This window comes from Vibrio sp. 10N.286.48.F5, from assembly GCF_041469785.1.
Lineage (GTDB): Bacteria > Pseudomonadota > Gammaproteobacteria > Enterobacterales > Vibrionaceae > Vibrio > Vibrio crassostreae_C.
In genome coordinates this window covers 1-18,982 of sequence record NZ_JBFRLG010000022.1, presented here as the reverse complement: position 1 = coordinate 18,982, position 18,982 = coordinate 1, and the positions used below count along the sequence as shown (strand labels likewise).

Here is an 18,982-nt window from a genome sequence, read left to right as displayed (position 1 = left end):
TCAATGAGCGGTAAACCTTCGTACAATATTTCCATACCCGCCCTACGTCTAAGCATACTATTTAGTGTGGTATTGGCTGCGCTCGCTTTCTATTTATACTGTTCTTGGTCAAAAATAGATTCAGTCGCACAAGTGCAAAGCGCCCCACTGCTCATACAAGCCCAGAAGCTTAATCAGACCATAGAACAAGATATTCAAACTCTGCAACAGTGTTTAAGTACCAACACTTGCGGCACTAACCAATTCAACCTGGTTAACTTGAAGCTAGAAATTGATGAATTTCGCTCTTTAGCCTCGTTGAACAAAACCGAGTTCAGCTTGGTTGGGGCAACTGAATACACACAACTGGAATTGGCGATTAATCGTTTCTCCGATAGCGCAAAAACACGTAACGACGTATTAGGCTTGTACCTTTCATTGACCAATAACTATCTGCAGATGGACGACAACTATCGCACCATGTTTAACAACCATGCAAATGACTTAATGTCAGAAAAAAACGAGTTCTTTATCTGGTTGTTTATGGTGGTCGTGATATTGGCTGTGATTACGATTCTATCCAACTCAGTTGCTATGTTGAAGCTAAAGAAATCCAGTTCTAACGAACGCGAAATCGACTATGAATTCGATGCCCTGTATCAAGAGCTGAAGCAGCTAGATTTACAACGTCTTGAAGAGCTTCTTAATGAAGTTAGCATCAACCCCAAGCAGCGTCAGATTTACTCTCATCTCAAACTTATTTTCAGTAAATTAGAAGACCAAAAGCGCAATAACGATCTCTACAAACAGTTGTATGCGCTGATCGGTTATGAGATTCGCGGAATTACAAACACCATCAACGGTGGCGTCCAATATCTGGTTCAAGAAACCGATGAAAACGGCGTGTTGATGGCGAACGATATTACCTCTGCGTGTAGCACACTATCTGAGTTAGCAGAAAACTATAATCGCTTGATATCACAGGGTACGGAAAGCAAGTCGAAAGAGTTCTCTTTACTGAGTGTGTTATCTGAATTAATGATTCATATCAGTGCCAAAGTACAACGTAATGAAAGCCAACTTGACTGTTTTATCTCTGACAACTTACCCAATCGTGTAGAAGGTCAATCCACCAGCTTGTTCTGGATATTGTTCCTGCAGCTTTCCAATGCCATTCAACTCAAATCAAATAAGAAACTGTTTGTAACGATTGAATCGGGTGCGGCTTCAGACATGGAAAATACCCGTGTCACCATCAACCTCAACTTCTTATCAACACTGGATGTTTCTGTTGCCAAGCTCAACAAACTCCATTGGAGCGCACACAAAGACCATACAGCCAGCACAGATGACTTAGCGAAAAGCGTTCTGAAGGATTACGGATATTACGAGAGCCACTGGTTCCAGTCAGGGGCTCAGGAACGTTTTCAGATCGAGCTTGATCTTAAGGCTAAGAACTTCCACACAGAGAAAACTCGCTTTGATGGCAAGCGTTTACTCTTGTGTGCTAATACTCAAGTTCGCATCGATGTGATGAAGAAAATGCTCAGTAACTTGGGGCTTGATATCACCGAGATTCGCACTGCAAATGAGCTTTTCTCAGCGGCGAAAACGTTCGGTGATTACGATGCGATTATGCTCACCGATACCTTTGAACCCAACAAGCTGCCGTCGTTGAGCAAGACGGTGAAATCTCAGCTTAAGAACCACCCAAATACCAAGTTACTGTTGTCAGTGACCAACACTCAGCAAGCACAAGAGTGTCATAGCTTCGTCGACAAAATCATCAACGCTCCTGCTATCCCTTACGAGTTCATTCCAAACCTACTCACCATTATGGAAGCGGAAGCATCGGAAGAACAGATGGAAAACAGCTCATTCCTTATCGTAGAGGATGACCGAGTTCAACAAATTTTACTGAAACGAATCTTGACCAAACAAGAATATGAACCAGACATGGTTGGCGATGGCGCCGATGCCGTGAAGCACTTTATGAACAAGCGTTCTGACATCATCTTCATGGATTGCATCATGCCGGGTATGGGTGGCATCGAAGCCACAAAACGCATTCGCCAATTCGAACAAGAAAACGAGAAAAACCCTTGTACCATCATAGGTGCAACCGCATTGACCAGCAGTAACGAACACCAGGCTTGTATTGAGGCCGGAATGGATTACGTAATCAGCAAACCTTATAAAAGCGACCAAATCATCAAGGTGATCAACAAGTATGTGGCGGTACAAAAACTTAACTAGCAGCATCATAGCTGCGCTTACATTAAGCACGACACCTTCAGCATCGGCGACTACCCTGCTTGAGGCGGTAGAACTCGGTCTGCAGAACAGCCTTTCTCTTCGGGCGAGTGATAAAGGGGTCGAAGAGAACGAGTACAACATTGGTATCAGCCGCTCAAAATTTCTTCCTTCCCTCAATGGTGCTGCCGATACCACATGGAATGAAAATGAAACCTTGCTATCAAGTGTGCCTGATGAAACTTCAAGCTATAACTCGAACAGCTACAGCCTTTCCCTTTCTCAATCGATCTTCAATCTGGGCGATATTTTCAAATATGGGACGGCAAAGCTCGACTTCAACATTGAAGAGATTAAACACGAGAACAAAATCCAAAGCACTATTTCAGAAATCGGCTCTCAATACTTTGAGTATTTGAAAAACAACGCACAAATTAAAGCGACCAAGGTAGAGCTTAAGTCGTCTGAGACGCGTGAACATCAAATGCGACGCAATGTGGAACTCGGCAATACAGCCGCCAGTGAGCTTTACGAAGTGATTGCTCAGAAAGAAGGTGTGTCGAATCGATTGAGAACCTTGCAGAAAGACCGTCGCGTCATTCTCAACGGGCTATCGATTCAGATTCAATACCCTATCACTCCGTCTCAAGATATCTACGAAAGTGTGCCTTTAAAAGAGATAAACGAAACCGAACAACGATCAATCATGGATCAAGCGTTAAAGCTCAACAACGACTTGTTAGTGGCTAAGAAAAACGTCGAGAGAAGCCGCAGAAGCTTAAAAGAGAGCGGTTCGAACTTCTTACCGACCGTATCGCTTTCAGCCAGCTATCGACACGATGACGCCAATAACTTCGACAAAACCGACATTACAGCGACAGGCGAAAGTAACTCAACCAGTGTTGGGTTAAACCTAGCAGTTCCTATCTTGTCTGGTGGCTCTGATTACTACGGCTATCAAAAATCATCGACGGCCATCGAACGTACTGAGCTGCTTTACCAAGATTCGCTTTACACCACACGTAACAGTGTGAATACCTCCGTGCTCAACATTAACGATTTCTCGCAGTCTATAAGCAGTTACGAAAACATCATTCGCGCCAACTACGCGTCTTATAAAGGGATCCAAAGAGCCTACCAATTGGGCACGCGTACTATCACCGACTTGCTGGCGGCGGAAAGTAAACTATTCAGCGCCTTAAGAGACTACGAAAGCGCACGATACGACTACATCATCGAGACCATCAAGCTTGAGCAAATTAAGGGAATACTCTCAATTCAATCTATCGAAAGCGTGATGCAATTAATGAGCGATATTGAGGGACGAGACAATCAAGATTTGGTGCCTAAACATCTTCTCTCAACGGAGTCGTTGAGGAAAGGAGGTCGCAATGCAAACTGAGCAGTTTTCGCAAAAGATCAACATGGCAGATAAGTGTTATCTGACTTTCTCAACGATAATATCGACCCTGTTTGGTTTGGTACTGCCCTTCTCCATTCTGATCATTTTTGACCGAGTGTTACCCAACCAAGCACAAGATACTCTGTTCTTATTGTTCGCGATTATCTTGATTTCTATCTTCCTCGACTATCACTTAAAAAATCAGGAAGAGAAGATTTCCTCTGTCATCATGAGGCAGTTTGAGACCAACTTAACCAATAAGGTATTTCAATCCATCTGTTTGGCGGAAATCTCTAAGTTCCGACGTTTGGAGCCAGGCGAATACCTAGAACGAATCTCAACCATTCCTGAATTGAAAACCTTCTTTGGTGGCGAATCGGTTCGAGCGCTTATCAACCTTGCCGTCAGCGTGATCACTATCCTCATCATAGGACTCATCAACATATGGGCTGGCATTATCCTTCTGATTGCCTCTGTCATCTTGGCTATTTTTGCGTGGAGCCTTTCCAAACAAAAGATTGGTAGTTTGCAGAATAAGTCAGACATCGAAGGGTTAACTACCTCCAAAATCATTGAGATCATCTCTAGCCCGCTTGATATCAAAGCTCGAAATATGGAATACCGCGTTGAAAGCCTGATGACACAAATGGTCGAAGAGCGCGAAGTTGAGAACATCAAATATGAGCAAATCGAGTCGAACTTTGGCTTGATTTTGGCGCTCATCCAACAGCTATCCATTGCTTGCGTTGTTGTGGTACTGGCAACGGCCGTTATCAATATGGAATCTAGCCAAGGCATCATGGCCGCGATCATCATGCTAACCAACCGTTATTTTGCGCCTTACCAACAAGTGATGCGCACCGCGAGCCGTTGGGAGTTAAACAAACTCCATATTCAGCGTATCGTTGACCTCCTTGAATTGGCCGCCTCTGTTAAACACCAACATGAAACAACAGAAGTAGAACGTATCTCGGTTAAGTATTCTGAAAAGCAGCGTATCGAGTTCGAACTCGGACAAGCCTATTTGCTGACAGGGAAAAGTGGTTCAGGTAAGACCCACCTCGCTAACTGTATTACGCGTCAGAACAGTGATAGCAAACTAGATATCATGATTAACGACACGCCTTTGGATGACGTCAATTACAACGTTTGGCGTAACAGTGTTCTGATGGTTGATAAGACCAGTTCGTTCGTAGAAGGGACGATTATCGATAACCTCACCTGTTTCCGCCCAAGCTTGAATAACACGGCGTTTGCACTGTGTGAAACCATGAACATCAAAGCCCAAATTGATGGGCTTCCTGCCGGTTTTTATACAGAACTCAAAGGCCATATGCGTAACCCATTCTCACGCCAAGTTGGCTACGCCCTATTATTAGTTCGCGCCCTGCTCGCCAGTAAGCGCGTATTGATATTTGATGACATCGACTGTGTGTTTGATGAGGAATTTGCACGAATGGTTCTCACCAGTACGGCTTATCGAGCCAACGACAAAATCTTGATCATCGCCAGTAATAAAATGGACAAGCTTAACCATCGCCTCAAACGCGTAAAACTTACCGGAGGTGACCAATGAGTATCTTAGTCGACTTCAATAATGTACCGCAACGTGTCTTGGATTTTGAATCCAGCGGATACGACGAACGTTACAGTCAATCGCCACTTATCCGCGGTTTGGCCTACACCTTGATAGCACTCGAATGGGAAGGCACACCCGCGATACTCAGCGATGCTTTTATTCCGAAACACAAAGACAGCGACAGCTTTACAGCAACCATAGAGCGTCTTGGGTATCGCTGTGATGTGACCAAATTAAAGACACTCGAGAATATAGATAAACACCCTCAGCCATGCTTTATTGAAATAGAGAATCTAAGTGCGATTTTCTTAGGCACCAAAGATGGAAAGTTGCTGCTGTTTGATTACACGAACAACAACACCATTGAATACCCAATGTGCAAAAAGCCCTGTTTGCTGATTGCGATTAGCGAATATTCTCGTCTGTTCCGCGAGCCACCTCCAGAATCGCAAGACAGAAGCAATTGGATTAAATACGCTTTCTATCGTTATAACAATGAACTTAAAAGCCTGATCATTCTCAGCTTCGTCATCAGTATTCTCGGTGCATTGCAGCCATTCTTTATTATGAGTGTATATAACTTCGCACTGACTTCGAGCTCCGAAGCCACACTCTATTGGCTAACCTTATTCGCCATTATTGTCGGCTTCTCTGAATACTTCTTTAAGAAAATGCGGGTCAACATCATTGCCACTTCCGGTAAAGACCTCGCCGTGCACATCTCGCAAGCCGTTATATCTAAGTTGCTTTGGCTACCCTATGCGATGACATCTACTGCTGGGGTCTCTTCTCAGCTAGCACGTTTGAAAGATATCGATACCTTCCGACGCTTGGTGACTGCCGAATCGACGCTCAGCTATTTTGATATGCCGTTTGTGATCGTATTTATCATCGCCATTGCTCTGATGTCTGGTACAGCGGCATTAGTGGTGATGGGTGGTTTAATCCTGATGTTAGTGTTCTGTATTTACTCTCGCTATATCTACTCGCAAGCCACATCCAAAAGTTCGCGCGCCAATGCGATGGTCTCGTATCAATGGAACGAAATCCTTCGTGGTATCAAAACAATCCAAGGCCTGCCTTTACTTCGTGTCGTTCAATCTCGATTCAGTGCATCGCATATGCAAAGCACCAGCGATGCAGAGAACGTTGCCGTGACTAACAGTAAGATTCAGGCCGCTGGCGGTAGTTTGATCCAAGTGATTGGCACAGCAAGTATCGTGACCGCGGTAATCGGCGTGATGGAAGGTACTTCTGATGCGGGTGCCATGCTCGCAACCGTTATTTTGGTTTGGAAAGCGTTAGGCCCAATCATGGGTATCTATAACTCAATTTCCAAGTTCCAATCGATCAAGGCTTCATCAGCACAGATAAACAACCTGATGTCGATGAATGACGACAAATTGACCTTAGAAAAAAGCCCACCTATTCGCCTGTTCCAAGGAAGCATTGTGGGCAGCGGAGTCAGTCACCGATATGCAGGAGCCGCAACGGGTTTAACTAACTTGGGGTTCAAAATCCCACCCAGTGCCAAAGTGGTCATTTGTGGCCCTACGGGCTGCGGTAAAACCACCTTAATTTCAATCATTGCTGGGTTAGAAGACCGCTATCAAGGCGCTGTATCTGTCGATGGTTACAACATTAAACAGTTCAATAGCTACCGTTATCGCACGTCGATTAACTACATCCCTTTCAATTTGCATATTTTTGAAGGCTCACTTGAGACCAACTTCATTTTACACAACGGACTGATTCCAACAGACAAGATGCAAGAGATGATCAGCTTCTTCGAATTAGATGAATGGCTTCCGGAAGGCTTGGCTACTCAGTTAAGCGTGGATAAATGCAAAAGTCTTCCGAATGGAATTCAACAAAAACTGCGTCTGGCACTTGGCCTAGGTAACTGTGAGCAATCTCTGATTATCATTGATGAACCGTTCAACGGTGCAGAGCAAGAAAACGCTCAATACTTTAATCGCCTGTTCTCCGATAAATTGTTGAATAAGACCGTGATTTTTTCTACTAACGACCCAGGTTTGATCGCAACATCAAACATGAGTTTAGTGTTAGAGCCGGATGGAAATTTGAAATATTTTGGCTTAACAGACAAATACTTAAACAGCTTAAGCTAAAACCTCAACGCTTAATCACAATTCGCTATTTAGGGAAATGGATATAATTGACAAATTCATAAGCGAGAGGGATGATTCGCCCCAATACCACAGGTAACAAGGAAGAATATGTACACATTCGTTGCAGACAAGCTTGATGTAGCTTACTTATCCGCAATTCCTGAAAACCACCAACTTCAGGAGTGCGATGTACCTGAAGAAGAGATGGAGCTTCGAGAGATCGTTGAGGTTTGGTATGAGTCTGCCTTCCTACCCGCTTTCAATCTTCAGAAAATAGACATTGAGAACAAAGCAGAGCTCACCATCGTACAAATGCACGTATTCAGCAATGATACGAGCACACTCGCCTTCCTACTAAAAAACAGAGTGTATCGCGCCGCACTTAACAGAATGCTCGGTATTTGGACATTAGAACCCTCTGCAAAAACCGTATTAGAGCAACTTCTTTTCGAATTAAGCCTCGATAACAATCGTCCTCATTAGTAAGCTTTTTAAGTGATTCATCAATAAGCATAAAATTAAACAAACTGCCAAACGCTATAAATTACTAATAAAAGAACGCATTTCAAAATAAGCTCTGGAATCACAAGAACTTATACCTCTCCCACACTTACGTAAAATTTACCGTTTCAAAGTTTCCATATCGGCATTTTTATTCTACTGTTTTTATATAACGACAGTTGGATGGATCCTTATATGGCGATTACGGTTTGGAATAACCTTTCAGTCAAACATAAACTCTTTGGCTTAGTTCTACTTCCCATTTCATTATTACTCTTCCTAGCAGGTAGACAGGCTTATATATTAACGACTCAGTTAACCGATTTTGAACGAACCAATCACTTATCTGTCTATCTTCAAGATATTTCTATTTTGTATAGAAGTACCTTAACCTCTAGCCCTGAAGAGTTTGCTACTCAAAGCAACCAAGTAAAGGCAGAACTTAAAAACCTGTCTCCCATCATTTTTTTAGACGCATCTGATGAAATGAATCAACTTGTTGCCGATTTCAGCGAAGCGACCTTATCGACGATGCAAGTGACTGACACTTACGATAAATTGGATGCCCTCGAATGGCAGAGCGATTTATACAAGCAACTGTTACTTGAAGTAGAGAAAGTCCCTTTTGAAAACACTAAACGTGAAATTCAACAGCACCTCACTGCCCTTCAACAACTTGAGTGGTTGATGTTTTGGTCGAACGAAGAGTTCAAGCTTGGTAGTTCACTGATTGAGATCTTCCAAATCAGCCAAGAGTACGACCCAGAACTCGCCGAACAGATCAAAACCTTGAGTGAAAGACAGCAATTGTTCTTAGAGCGCTTTGTTTCATTGAACGCCAACGAACATCAAGTTTCTTTGATGGTTGAAGTGTTTCGAAATGATGTGTTTGCTCAAAGCCAAGAGATAAGAAGCGCGCTACTCGACCTAAATACAATCAGCCAACTGACGCCACAAGAAGTGTCTGTCGGCTTAGAAGCGATGAGCGCACGGCTCAACTTATTACAAAGCCTTGGCGGCGTAATCAAGCAAGAGTTTCAACAAGAAGTTGAGCAAGCCATCTATGACGCGCAAATACAACGAACCCTGTTTATTTCAATCGTCGCTTTGCTGGCAGCGATTGTTATGGGTTTAACTCTTAGCTTGGCGAGACAAGTCACTAACAACCTTAATTTGGTGTTAGCTTTCTTAAAAAGCGAAAATGATGACACGCGCCCTTCTTTAGATAAATTAATCCAAGGTAAAGATGAACTCAGTCTGTTTGCTCAGCAAGTTGAACGATTGACCATCGAACGAGAGCTCGCGAAAGAGAGATTGACGGTAGCAAAAGAAGACGCAGAGAGAGCCAAAGAGGATGCCGAACACGCGAAAGACCACGCAATACAAGCCAGCAAAGCAAAAAGTAGCTTCTTGGCCAACATGTCTCATGAAATTCGCACCCCGCTCAATGGTGTTATTGGTATTTCGGAAATCCTCGCAGATACGCCGCTTACACCGACACAACGTGACTATGTTGATACGATCGAAACTTCATCCCAACTGCTCCTTAGCTTAATCAACGATATCTTAGACTTCTCTAAAATTGAGTCTGGCATGCTATTAATCAGCCCGCATTCTGCATCGATTAGAGAGTCGATATACGACATCGCCTCTATTGTGGCACCAAAAGCGAAAGAACAAAGAATATCGATTAACGTTGATATCAGCCCAGATACACCAGCACGCGTGATGATAGACGATCACCGTTTAAGACAGATCTTGATGAACTTTATGTCGAATGCGGTGAAGTTTACGGCTGAAGGTGGCGTCACATTATCAATTCAAACGCTCAACAAAGCAGATAACAATGCCACCATTCGATTTGCTGTACGAGATACGGGTATTGGTATCGATTCACTGCAACAAAAACAGATATTTGAACCGTTCGCTCAAGAAGACGATTCAACCACACGTCAATTTGGTGGTACTGGTCTTGGTCTAGCCATCAGTACACAGTTGGTAGAGCTGATGGGTGGTCAAATTCAACTCGACTCCGTCAAAGGTGAAGGAAGCTGTTTCTACTTCGACTTGGTATTGCCTGTTGACTTGATACTGCCAAAACCAAGTACAGCAACGGCTGATATTTATGTGCTGGGTAACGAAAACATGCTCTCCGAGCGAATAGAGTCCGACCTTAACCTTTATGGTTTGAAGGTTACCGATAAAACGAATGATATAACGGCAATTACAGAGCAGCTCTCCACTCAAAAACACACTAAACCTATTACTGTTGTTTTCGCCGAAGATGACGCATTCCTAGCTAATACCCACGCAGATAACTTAGAAAAGCTGCACCAAAACGGCATCACTATCTGTTTGATACGTTCCTTCTTAAGTGAGCCAGCGGATCTTGGTGACAGCGTTACTGCACAAGTCGCACAGCCCCTACTCGGCTTGCGTTTAATTAAAGCTATTGAGCTTTGTGATACTCGAGGTTTGGCGGAACTATCAGAAGCAAGCCAGACATCAGTCGAGATCCAACACAAAATCCTCATCGTTGAAGACAACAAGATCAACCAAAAAATTGCTGGTCTTCATGTCGGTAAAAGTGGTTTTGAATTCGAGTTCGCTAATAATGGTCAAGAAGCTGTGGACATGTTCACCGCTAATCCTCATTACGCGGTGATACTCATGGACTGCATGATGCCGGTTATGGATGGCTTTGATGCAACAAGCAACATCCGAAGAATTGAAAAAGAAACAGAAGCGACGCGACGCATCCCTATCATTGCATTGACCGCCAGTGTCATCGATGACGATATTCAGAGGTGTTTCGACGTTGGTATGGATGACTATGCACCAAAACCATTCAAGTTCGAAATGCTTAAAGAGAAAGTACTCACCGCGGTAGAAGCTATGCCACTACCAGCTTCCTATAAAGCTCAACCTAAGAAACAACCTGCAACTGTCACTCCAATTATCAACGGGGCTGCGACCAAACGTACTTTGCCTGAAGAAGCGGAACAAAACGCAATTCCGAGCAAATCAGAGAGAATATTGCTAGTCGAAGACAACCGCGTCAATCAAAAAGTAGCTTCTATCATGCTGAAGAAGGCCGGATATGCCTTTGAAATTGCAGACAACGGACAAATTGCCGTTGATATGTACCAGAACGACAGTAGCTTCGACATTATTTTGATGGATTGCATGATGCCTGTTATGGACGGTTTCACGGCAACTAAGGAGATTCGAGAACACGAGAAAAACCAAGGCTTAAGCAAAACTCCTATTATCGCGTTAACCGCTAGTGTTATCGATGATGATATTCAAAAGTGCTTTGATTCCGGAATGGATGGATACGTAGCGAAGCCCGTAAGAAAAGAAAAGCTATTCCATCAAATAGAAAGTGCGACTTGTTAGGAGATACCTCATGGATTGGATTAGAACAATAAAAACACTTCCCCGCAGAGTCATGTTGCCAGTCGCGGTAGGGCTATTAGGAAGCTTGCTTTTTCTAAGCCCTGCTCACGCCGCTGAAGATTATGCCATATTTTCTTTAGACTCCGGATTTGAAGAGATATCAATAAACAAAGCGCGAAAGCTCTATAGAGGGAAAACTAAGCACCTCAATGGCAAACGTGTTGAACTGTCTGATTGGCCTGAGAACAGTGCCGAAAGAGAGGACTTTTATCAGCTTTTGCTTGGAAAAAATGCCGCTCAAATGAATGCACACTGGGCTGGTTTATCTTTTTCAGGAAAAGCGCGTTATCCAAGAGAAATCAAAACGGCGTCAACCGACAGCTTAGTCGACTGGCTTGATGACAAACCAAACCGTATTGGTTACTCCCCACTCTCTTCGGTTCCTCAAAATGCCAACGTTCTCTACGTTATAAGTTCGGAGAAATAATATGAAAAGAATAATTACGTCAGTGTTATGTGCCTCAATGGCCTCTCCGGCTTTTGCGAATATCGAACTTACCGATAATTTATCCTTGAGTGGCTTTGGCTCAACGTCTTGGGCAACATCGGATAACGATAATCCATTAATCATCAACCGCGGTTTTACTGATGAGAGCTGTTACGACTGTGATACCACATTTGGTGTTCAACTCGATTACTTCTACAACTCATTCAAAGCTTCCGTGCAAGTTGTCAAGCCACCCCAATATGATTGGAGTGAGCCGCAGCTAGAGTGGGCTTACTTAGGTTATGAATTTAATGACTTTGATGTCAGCATTGGTCGATTACGACTGCCACTGTTCCTTGCCTCTGAGTACTACTATGTAGGCCAAGCCTATATGACCGCGAGGCCACCTACAGAGGTGTATAACAGCGTTCTCGGAATCACAGCTTTCAATGGCATAAAAGTGAGCTGGACTCACGATGTCAGTGACGAAGCTACTCTTTTACTTACTCCGTTTATCGGCATAAAAGATAAAAATGACGTAGATTTCAACTCGACTACAAAACTGGAATTTGAAACCAATCGCATGCTCGGCGCAAATCTGCAGCTAAGCGGTGATAGCTACCGTTGGAATTTATCTTTCCTAGATTCAAATTTCGATCAGATTGTTATCACAACAATTCCCGGAGTACCGACCCCATTCAGAACTGAGCAAGATAACCAGCATATACAACTTTGGTCATTAGGAGCAGAATACGAACTGGGTCAATTTGTTTTGACAAGTGAAGGACAGATCAGTGACATCTCGTCCTCGATGTACGCTAGTTTGGGCTACAGACTAGATTTATTCACTCCATACGTCGTTTACGGAGCAGAGTTTGATTCTCACGAACACCTAACAGGAAACAGCTACCTAATTGGTGTGGATTACGATGTGTTACCTAACGTCTCCATCAATGGCGAAGTGCAATATTTTGAGGCTCGTAAAGCAAACGGTGCCTTTGTTGAGAATTTCAATGCACTTACTGGTTTTGATGACAAAGATGCCGTCCTTTATACGATCATGTTGAGTTTCGTCTTCTAACCCAAATCCTTTTCCAATTACGCCAGACGAAACTGGCGAAGAGTTTATGGTAAGTGCAACGAATCCATATGTAAGCAGCACTGGGTATTCGGTACTCAAGCAAGGAGGTAATGCAGTCGATGCAATGGTGGCGATGCAGATGACAATGTCGGTGGTTGAACCGGATATGACTGGGATTGGCGGCGGTACTTTTGCGCTGTTTTACCAAAAAGACAAAGACCAAGATTGATCGCACCAAACCTTATGACCCAACGGGTTTGCTCGTCGAAAAGAAAACCTACGCCGAAATGTTAGTACCAGAGTTCATGCAGCTCGGTTATCCGGTGCATGTCATTCCAGTCGTCAGTGGCTTGAATGCCATTGAAGTCAAAGATGGCAAGATCTATGGCGCGACCGACAGACGCCGTGCATCAAGCTCTATGGGTGAATAATAAAACGAAATGGGCAAGTAACAGGCTTGCCCTTATTTTGTCTTTAGTTACTTGAACCTCGTCTAAGCAGTTCATGGATGCGAAAAAGCCAGTCGAACGTGTCGACTGGCTTTTCATTATAGGCTTCGCTAATTACTCATTAGGATATTATGAGCTTGGCGCTACTCGTTTATCTTTCAACTGATCAATAACATAGTCAGGAGCTACTTTACCTAGCTCACCTAAGCAATCATCGGTCTTTTCATTTCCGTAGCGCACATAGATATCGCATACCGCGTATAGCTGCTCTGGAGAACCAGAGATCAAATATGCTTTCTCGAACGATTTAGTCGACTTGTCGATATCCAACTCTTCTTGTAATACCCCATTTAGGTACCAGTAGTAGCTGTTATCTTTCGCTAGCTTCGCAGCCACTTCAATCTCTTTGGCTGCCGCAGTTTTGTCTTCAAGGCGAACCAGAGTCAACGATTTCGAATAATGCAGAGCGGCGTTGTTTGGCACGCTCTCCAAACCACGATCTAATACTTCGACTGCTTGCTTATCTTTGTTCTGAGCTCGAAAATTATCTGCGTAGCTCAACCAAACTTGCGCTTCTTTTGGATGCGTATTGATCAGCTCTAGATAAACCGTTTCCGCCTTATCCCAGTCATTGTGCCAACGAAGCACATCAGCAAACAGTAATTGGTACTTTTCAGATTCTTGCGTTTCCAAGAAGCTAATAAGCTCTGTGACTGGTGGTTCAATTTGTGCTTTCTGCTCGTCATCCAATGCATTGAAGTCACGGACTAGGTTTGACGTTGCCGTATGGCGAACCATGGTATCGCTGTCTTTTAGCAAGGGTGAAACTAACGCCCAGCGATGTTCAAGTTGGTAAGGTTCAGAACCGATAACCGCCGCTTCACGAACTTCAGGGTTTTGATCTTTTAAGCCTCTTACCACCGCCACCAGCGCATTTTGGCTTGGATATGAAGCAAGCTCTTGCAGTGCACCAGTACGATTTTCAACAGATTGATTCTGATCTTGTGCCATGTAAGACAACTGTTGAATGCGGGTTTGAGTGTCCGTCATTTCAAGCACTTGATTGATATTTTGTGCTGGCGCGTCAACCGTTTGTTGTACGCTATTCGCAGCCATCGCAGACGTTGAAATTAATGCGGACGTTGAAATCAATAAAGCAACAGCCGTCGCTAAACTCTTCTTCATCATAGTATTACCTTAAACTGGAGAACTTAGCCTGTCCTTAGACTCGTATCTGATTAAATTTTTCTTGGACCTGTTGATCCAAAGAACGAGTTAAAACTTGGTCTCGAACGTGGCTTGTTGCGCCTGTTTTGCTCGGTGCGCCATCAATACTGAGTCGCTGAATTTACCATGAGCCACTGGGTGCCCCATTGCACGAGCGATGTACGCCATCGACTTATCGACATGAGAAAAGAACTTATGCCAACCTGCACATAAGTAGTTCAAGCCCGGTTCGCCTGCACGAGTTTTGATAAAGCGGTTCTTAGGGCACTCACCATGACAAGCGAACTTGTAATCACACTGCTGACATTGACTGGTCAGTGTGCGGGATTTAGCAAAACCAAACTTTTGCTGTGGTGCGCTGTACGCCAAATCATCAAGTTTCTCGTGATGAATATTACCAATCTTGTATTCAGGGTAAACATAATGGTCGCATGAGAAAACATCGCCATTTGACTCCATTGCTAAGCCCTTTCCGCATATCTCGTTCAAGGTACACAGTGGGTTCGGACGCCCAATCCATGTTTCTACGCTCGCTTCAAAATACTGAACAAACACCTTACCGATGTCGTTCTTAGCCCACTCATCAAATACAGAAATAAGGAAATTACCCCAAGCCAAATCCGACACACACCACGATTCCATGATCGAATCTTTATGGCCGGGGATCAGGCGTTTGTCGCCTTGTTTGAGCTGTTCGCTCACTTGGGATGTTTGGGGTGCAACCGTTCGGAACGTTTTCTGTTCAACGATAGGAATAAACTGCATTTGCGGTGACTTCACAACATCACGTAGGAAGCGATAGACCTCAAGTGCATTTTGACTGGTGAGGTTATTCACACAGGTAAGCGTTGCGAACTTCACTTGGTGTTTGTGCAGCAGCTCCACAGCCGCCATCACTTGTTTGAATGTGCCACGGCCAGCTCTGTTAACACGATAGGCATTGTGCAGCATTTCGGGACCATCAATACTCAAACCGATCAGGAAGTTGTTCTTCACAAGAAACTCCGCCCAATCATCATTCAGCAAGGTACCATTGGTTTGTAAATCGTTTGAAATCAATACACCTTCAGGTTGGTACTTTTTCTGTAGCTCAACCACGCGTTCAAAATACGCCAAACCTAGCATTGTCGGTTCACCGCCCTGCCATGAGAAGATAATTTCTGGCGTGTTTTGACCTTCGATGTATTGTCGGATGTAGGTTTCTAACGTCTCATCATCCATTCTTGGAGAACTGCCTTTCTTGTACTCCAACAAATCTTGCTTACTTAGGTAGTAACAATATTTACAGTCAATGTTGCATGCTGCGCCAATCGGCTTAGCCATGACATGCAAGCGCTTAGACGCTTTACCGTTATATTGTGGACCTTGAGTAATATGCATGATTTACCTACCTATTTTAGTATTCTGGACCCATCATAATTCCTATTCGAACAGGTGACATGTTATACCCTTTATAACCAATAGGAATGACCTTAAACGTTAGAATTAGACCCTATTTCGAACATCTGAGGCACGTGATGAAATTTCTTAATTACAAACAGTTAGCAACAATTAGCAGCGTCACCATGACTATCCTTCTGAGTGGCTGTGCAAGCGTGCCTACACACCCCATCGCCCAACAAATTGACCAAGAGATGGTGTTGGTTGAAGGCGGCACATTCACCATGGGGTCGAACGGTCCAGAAGCGACCAAAGCAGAGCGTCCTGCACGTAATGTAACTGTAGATAGTTTCTATATTGCGAAGTTCGAGGTGACTCAAGAATTGTTCGAATCGGTGATGGGTTCATCTCTCAGTTATTTCCAAAACCCACAAGTTCCGGTCAATAACCTTAGTTGGCAGCAAGCAAACTATTTTGTTGAGCAGTTGAATGAATTAACGGGTGAAGAATACCGTCTGCCTACTGAAGCTGAATGGGAATTTGCAGCCAAAGGTGGCAATAAAAGTAAAGGCTATACTTACAGTGGTTCCAATAACTTAGATGATGTTGCGTGGTACTCAGCAAATTCTAAAAATAGCGCACATCCAGTCGGGCTAAAGAAACCAAATGAACTAGGCTTATATGACATGACAGGAAACGTGGGCGAGTTTGTTATCGATGCCTTCGATGACACCTTCTACCGATTCGGTCCAACAGACAACCCTAACAACGCAAAACACAGCGACGTCGGTTTATCACACAAATCGGTTCGCGGTGGCAGCTTTGCTTATGACGAAAATGAATCTGAAAGTTACCGTCGTGACTTCGCAAGCCAATCGATCACTATGTCAGATATGGGGCTGCGTTTAGTTAAGGATGTGAACTAGCTAACGAAGCGAACTAACTAAAGATGCCGAAGGTTATGGTTCACTAATCGTCACCAACAATACTAAAAATACGATTCGCACTGCACACACGTTACAAATCTGGCCAAACGTTGGAAACCTGACCAAACGTTGGAAACCTGACCAAACATTAGAACTCAGCGGCAACAGTGAATAAGGAAACTCTATGCAATACACCAAGCTTTCAGGACTAACCCTCGCGTTACTCTGCGCTCTCCCAGCTTCAGCTGAGGAAAAGCCAAATCTAGTCCTTCAAATCACGGTAGATGGCCTGCGCGCAGATCTAATCGAACGATATAAGCACAACTTCGGTGAAGGCGGTTTCCGGTACTTAATGGATGATGGTACCTACTACACCAACGCAAACTACCAACATGGCAACACGGAAACGATCGTGGGCCATGTGTCGCTTGCAACAGGTGCTCCACCGAGCGTACACGGCATGGTAGGTAACGTTTGGTATGACCGTAGCGAAGAACGTTTGGTGTATAACGTAGAAGACGGTAACTACCAAATGCTGACCTCTGGTGCAGGTGTCGATAAAGCAACAGAGATCGACCCAACGCAGAAGACAGCACAAGGCGATGGCCGCTCTCCAGAGCCAATACTCTCCACCACGTTTGGTGACGAACTGACGATTTCCAATAGTGGCAAATCAAAAGTATTCGGTGTATCAGTGAAAGACCGCGGCGCAATCTCATTGGCAGGACACAGTGGTAAAGCCTTCTGGTTCTCCAAAGCACAATCGGAGTTTGTCACCAGTAACTATTACTATGACGAGTATCCAGATTGGGTATCACGCTGGAACGAGAAAGCGATTGCTGCTCAGTATTCCAAACAGAAATGGGAGCTCTCATTACCGCGTGATAAATACACGTTGCAAGAACACGATACCGAACACAAAGTGAAACTCGGTGACTTCCAACGCACCTTCCCTCATCCTTATGGCCCGGCAAGTTACAAGTACTACAGCACAACGCTAACCGTCAGCCCTGCTGGTGACGAAATCACGGAAAACTTCGCTAGCACCTTGTTGATGCAAGAGAAGCTTGGCCAAGGCGACGTGACCGATTATCTGTCAGTGAGTTTCTCATCAAATGACTACGTGGTGCACCTTTACGGCCCTGAAAGCCTAGAAACAGAAGACAACCTTATCCGACTTGATAAGACTCTCGCTAAGCTTTTCAAAACCGTGGATAACCAAGTCGGGCTAGAAAACACATTGATTGTGCTGTCTGCCGACCACGGTGTACCTGAATCTTCACCTGCGGCAAATGCGCTTGGTTTCAATCAAGCTCAATACTTCAATAAAGACACACTACTCTCGAGTGGTGTTGAGAAACGATTGAAGGATGAATTTGGTTTAACCAAAGACGCGATTCGCTTGTACGCACAACCTTACATCTATCTGAATCATGATCTGATCGCTGAGAAGAAGCTTGATCTGGCTAAGGTCCAAGAAGCTATTGCGGATGAAATTGCAAAAGTGAAAGGTGTTGCGTTTGCTGTATCAAGTAGTGACATTGCGGCTAACCGAGTACCGGATACGCATGTGATGCAGCTAATTAAAAACAACTACCACCCTGCTCGTTCTGGCGACGTGTACGTAGTATTTGCACCGCGCAGCTACATTAACGACATGGAAGGCCTCCAAATTGCCTCTACACATGGTTCTCCGTGGAAATACGACACTCATGTGCCTGTGATCTTTGCAGGCTACGACGTTGAAGCTAAGAAGGTATCGCGACCAGTGACGCCATATGACATTGCGCCAACGCTTTCGAACAAACTGGGTATCACCCAACCAAGCGGGTCAATCGGAGAAGTGCTGCAAGAGATCACTGAGTAGACTCAATCTCTAAGGTTTCGTGAGCTAGATTTCGAATCCAGCACCCACTCAATAAAAGAGCCGTTTATCTGTTTCTGACTCACTAGGTCGAAACAAATAAGGTTCATCGCGCATTAGCGGGAACTAAAAACAAAAACGGTAGTAAGTGACATGGTTTAGTCGCCAAACAAAAATCATACACAAACTACCGTTTTCATGCCGAATCATACTTTCCTATCTTCATTCTGGGAAGGCTTTCAAATAGTAAAGTCTCACCAGACAGCATCACTTATTACCCTGACTCTTAAACCTAACTCTGAGGCTAAGTGCCTTTGTGGTCT

General features: G+C 44.1%; 13 protein-coding genes and 1 pseudogene. 12 read left to right on the top strand and 2 right to left on the bottom strand.

Annotated features, from left to right (window positions below):
* The first annotated feature begins 3 nt into the window (after positions 1-3).
* The 10 genes and pseudogenes from AB4185_RS13470 to AB4185_RS13425 form a co-directional block, all read left to right on the top strand.
* Positions 4-2,235: a response regulator gene (locus AB4185_RS13470; protein WP_372059098.1), complete on the top strand. Its 2,232-nt coding sequence runs from the start codon at positions 4-6 to the stop codon at positions 2,233-2,235.
* Positions 2,210-3,634: a TolC family protein gene (locus tag AB4185_RS13465; protein ID WP_017064679.1), complete on the top strand. Its 1,425-nt coding sequence runs from the start codon at positions 2,210-2,212 to the stop codon at positions 3,632-3,634. The genes AB4185_RS13470 and AB4185_RS13465 overlap by 26 nt, the downstream gene beginning before the upstream one ends.
* Positions 3,624-5,210, top strand: a complete 1,587-nt coding sequence (locus tag AB4185_RS13460; RefSeq protein ID WP_102332851.1) for an ABC transporter transmembrane domain-containing protein — start codon at positions 3,624-3,626, stop codon at positions 5,208-5,210. The genes AB4185_RS13465 and AB4185_RS13460 overlap by 11 nt, the downstream gene beginning before the upstream one ends.
* On the top strand, positions 5,207-7,345 hold the full coding sequence (locus AB4185_RS13455) for an ATP-binding cassette domain-containing protein (protein ID WP_017064681.1): 2,139 nt from the start codon (positions 5,207-5,209) through the stop codon (positions 7,343-7,345). Before AB4185_RS13460 ends, AB4185_RS13455 begins: the two co-directional genes overlap by 4 nt.
* A 108-nt stretch (positions 7,346-7,453) precedes the next feature.
* Complete coding sequence (locus AB4185_RS13450; protein WP_017060464.1) at positions 7,454-7,828, top strand: hypothetical protein; 375 nt, start codon at positions 7,454-7,456, stop codon at positions 7,826-7,828.
* A 213-nt stretch (positions 7,829-8,041) separates the two neighbouring features.
* Positions 8,042-11,245, top strand: coding sequence for a response regulator (locus tag AB4185_RS13445; protein WP_102332852.1), 3,204 nt, complete (start codon positions 8,042-8,044; stop codon positions 11,243-11,245).
* Between the two features lie 10 nt (positions 11,246-11,255).
* Entirely contained in the window at positions 11,256-11,732 is a 477-nt protein-coding gene (locus AB4185_RS13440) for a hypothetical protein (protein WP_017060466.1), read from the top strand.
* Position 11,733: 1 nt separating this feature from the next.
* Positions 11,734-12,813, top strand: a complete 1,080-nt coding sequence (locus tag AB4185_RS13435) for a sulfate ABC transporter permease (RefSeq protein WP_102332853.1) — start codon at positions 11,734-11,736, stop codon at positions 12,811-12,813.
* Positions 12,814-12,859: 46 nt separating this feature from the next.
* Positions 12,860-13,042, top strand: a complete 183-nt coding sequence (locus tag AB4185_RS13430) for a gamma-glutamyltransferase (RefSeq protein WP_029222748.1) — start codon at positions 12,860-12,862, stop codon at positions 13,040-13,042.
* Positions 13,032-13,244: pseudogene (locus AB4185_RS13425) on the top strand (gamma-glutamyltransferase); the annotation flags it as partial. The gene AB4185_RS13430 and the pseudogene AB4185_RS13425, both read left to right, overlap by 11 nt.
* 147 nt (positions 13,245-13,391) lie before the next feature.
* Here AB4185_RS13425 and AB4185_RS13420 read toward each other — a convergent pair.
* Positions 13,392-14,450: a HEAT repeat domain-containing protein gene (locus tag AB4185_RS13420; RefSeq protein WP_102332854.1), complete on the bottom strand. Its 1,059-nt coding sequence runs from the start codon at positions 14,448-14,450 to the stop codon at positions 13,392-13,394.
* Positions 14,451-14,537: 87 nt separating this feature from the next.
* Positions 14,538-15,869 carry an anaerobic sulfatase maturase gene (locus tag AB4185_RS13415; RefSeq protein ID WP_102332855.1) on the bottom strand — a complete coding sequence of 444 codons (1,332 nt, stop codon included), beginning with the start codon at positions 15,867-15,869 and terminating at the stop codon, positions 14,538-14,540.
* 137 nt (positions 15,870-16,006) lie between these two features.
* On the opposite strand from AB4185_RS13415, the gene AB4185_RS13410 reads away from it, so the two are divergent.
* Complete coding sequence (locus AB4185_RS13410) at positions 16,007-16,795, top strand: SUMF1/EgtB/PvdO family nonheme iron enzyme (protein WP_017060470.1); 789 nt, start codon at positions 16,007-16,009, stop codon at positions 16,793-16,795.
* A gap of 184 nt (positions 16,796-16,979) precedes the next feature.
* Entirely contained in the window at positions 16,980-18,662 is a 1,683-nt protein-coding gene (locus AB4185_RS13405) for an alkaline phosphatase family protein (protein ID WP_017069461.1), read from the top strand.
* Positions 18,663-18,982 lie beyond the last annotated feature (320 nt).

Excerpts from the sequence above, each read along its gene's own strand:
- AB4185_RS13430 (WP_029222748.1), top strand. The coding sequence starts at position 12,860 with ATGGTAAGTGCAACGAATCCATATGTAAGCAGCACTGGGTATTCGGTA.
- AB4185_RS13445 (WP_102332852.1), top strand. The coding sequence starts at position 8,042 with ATGGCGATTACGGTTTGGAATAACCTTTCAGTCAAACATAAACTCTTT.
- AB4185_RS13465 (WP_017064679.1), top strand. The coding sequence starts at position 2,210 with ATGTGGCGGTACAAAAACTTAACTAGCAGCATCATAGCTGCGCTTACA.
- AB4185_RS13440 (WP_017060466.1), top strand. The coding sequence starts at position 11,256 with ATGGATTGGATTAGAACAATAAAAACACTTCCCCGCAGAGTCATGTTG.
- AB4185_RS13435 (WP_102332853.1), top strand. The coding sequence starts at position 11,734 with ATGAAAAGAATAATTACGTCAGTGTTATGTGCCTCAATGGCCTCTCCG.
- AB4185_RS13455 (WP_017064681.1), top strand. The coding sequence starts at position 5,207 with ATGAGTATCTTAGTCGACTTCAATAATGTACCGCAACGTGTCTTGGAT.
- AB4185_RS13415 (WP_102332855.1), bottom strand. The coding sequence starts at position 15,869 with ATGCATATTACTCAAGGTCCACAATATAACGGTAAAGCGTCTAAGCGC.
- AB4185_RS13420 (WP_102332854.1), bottom strand. The coding sequence starts at position 14,450 with ATGATGAAGAAGAGTTTAGCGACGGCTGTTGCTTTATTGATTTCAACG.
- AB4185_RS13405 (WP_017069461.1), top strand. The coding sequence starts at position 16,980 with ATGCAATACACCAAGCTTTCAGGACTAACCCTCGCGTTACTCTGCGCT.
- AB4185_RS13410 (WP_017060470.1), top strand. The coding sequence starts at position 16,007 with ATGAAATTTCTTAATTACAAACAGTTAGCAACAATTAGCAGCGTCACC.
- AB4185_RS13450 (WP_017060464.1), top strand. The coding sequence starts at position 7,454 with ATGTACACATTCGTTGCAGACAAGCTTGATGTAGCTTACTTATCCGCA.
- AB4185_RS13470 (WP_372059098.1), top strand. The coding sequence starts at position 4 with ATGAGCGGTAAACCTTCGTACAATATTTCCATACCCGCCCTACGTCTA.
- AB4185_RS13460 (WP_102332851.1), top strand. The coding sequence starts at position 3,624 with ATGCAAACTGAGCAGTTTTCGCAAAAGATCAACATGGCAGATAAGTGT.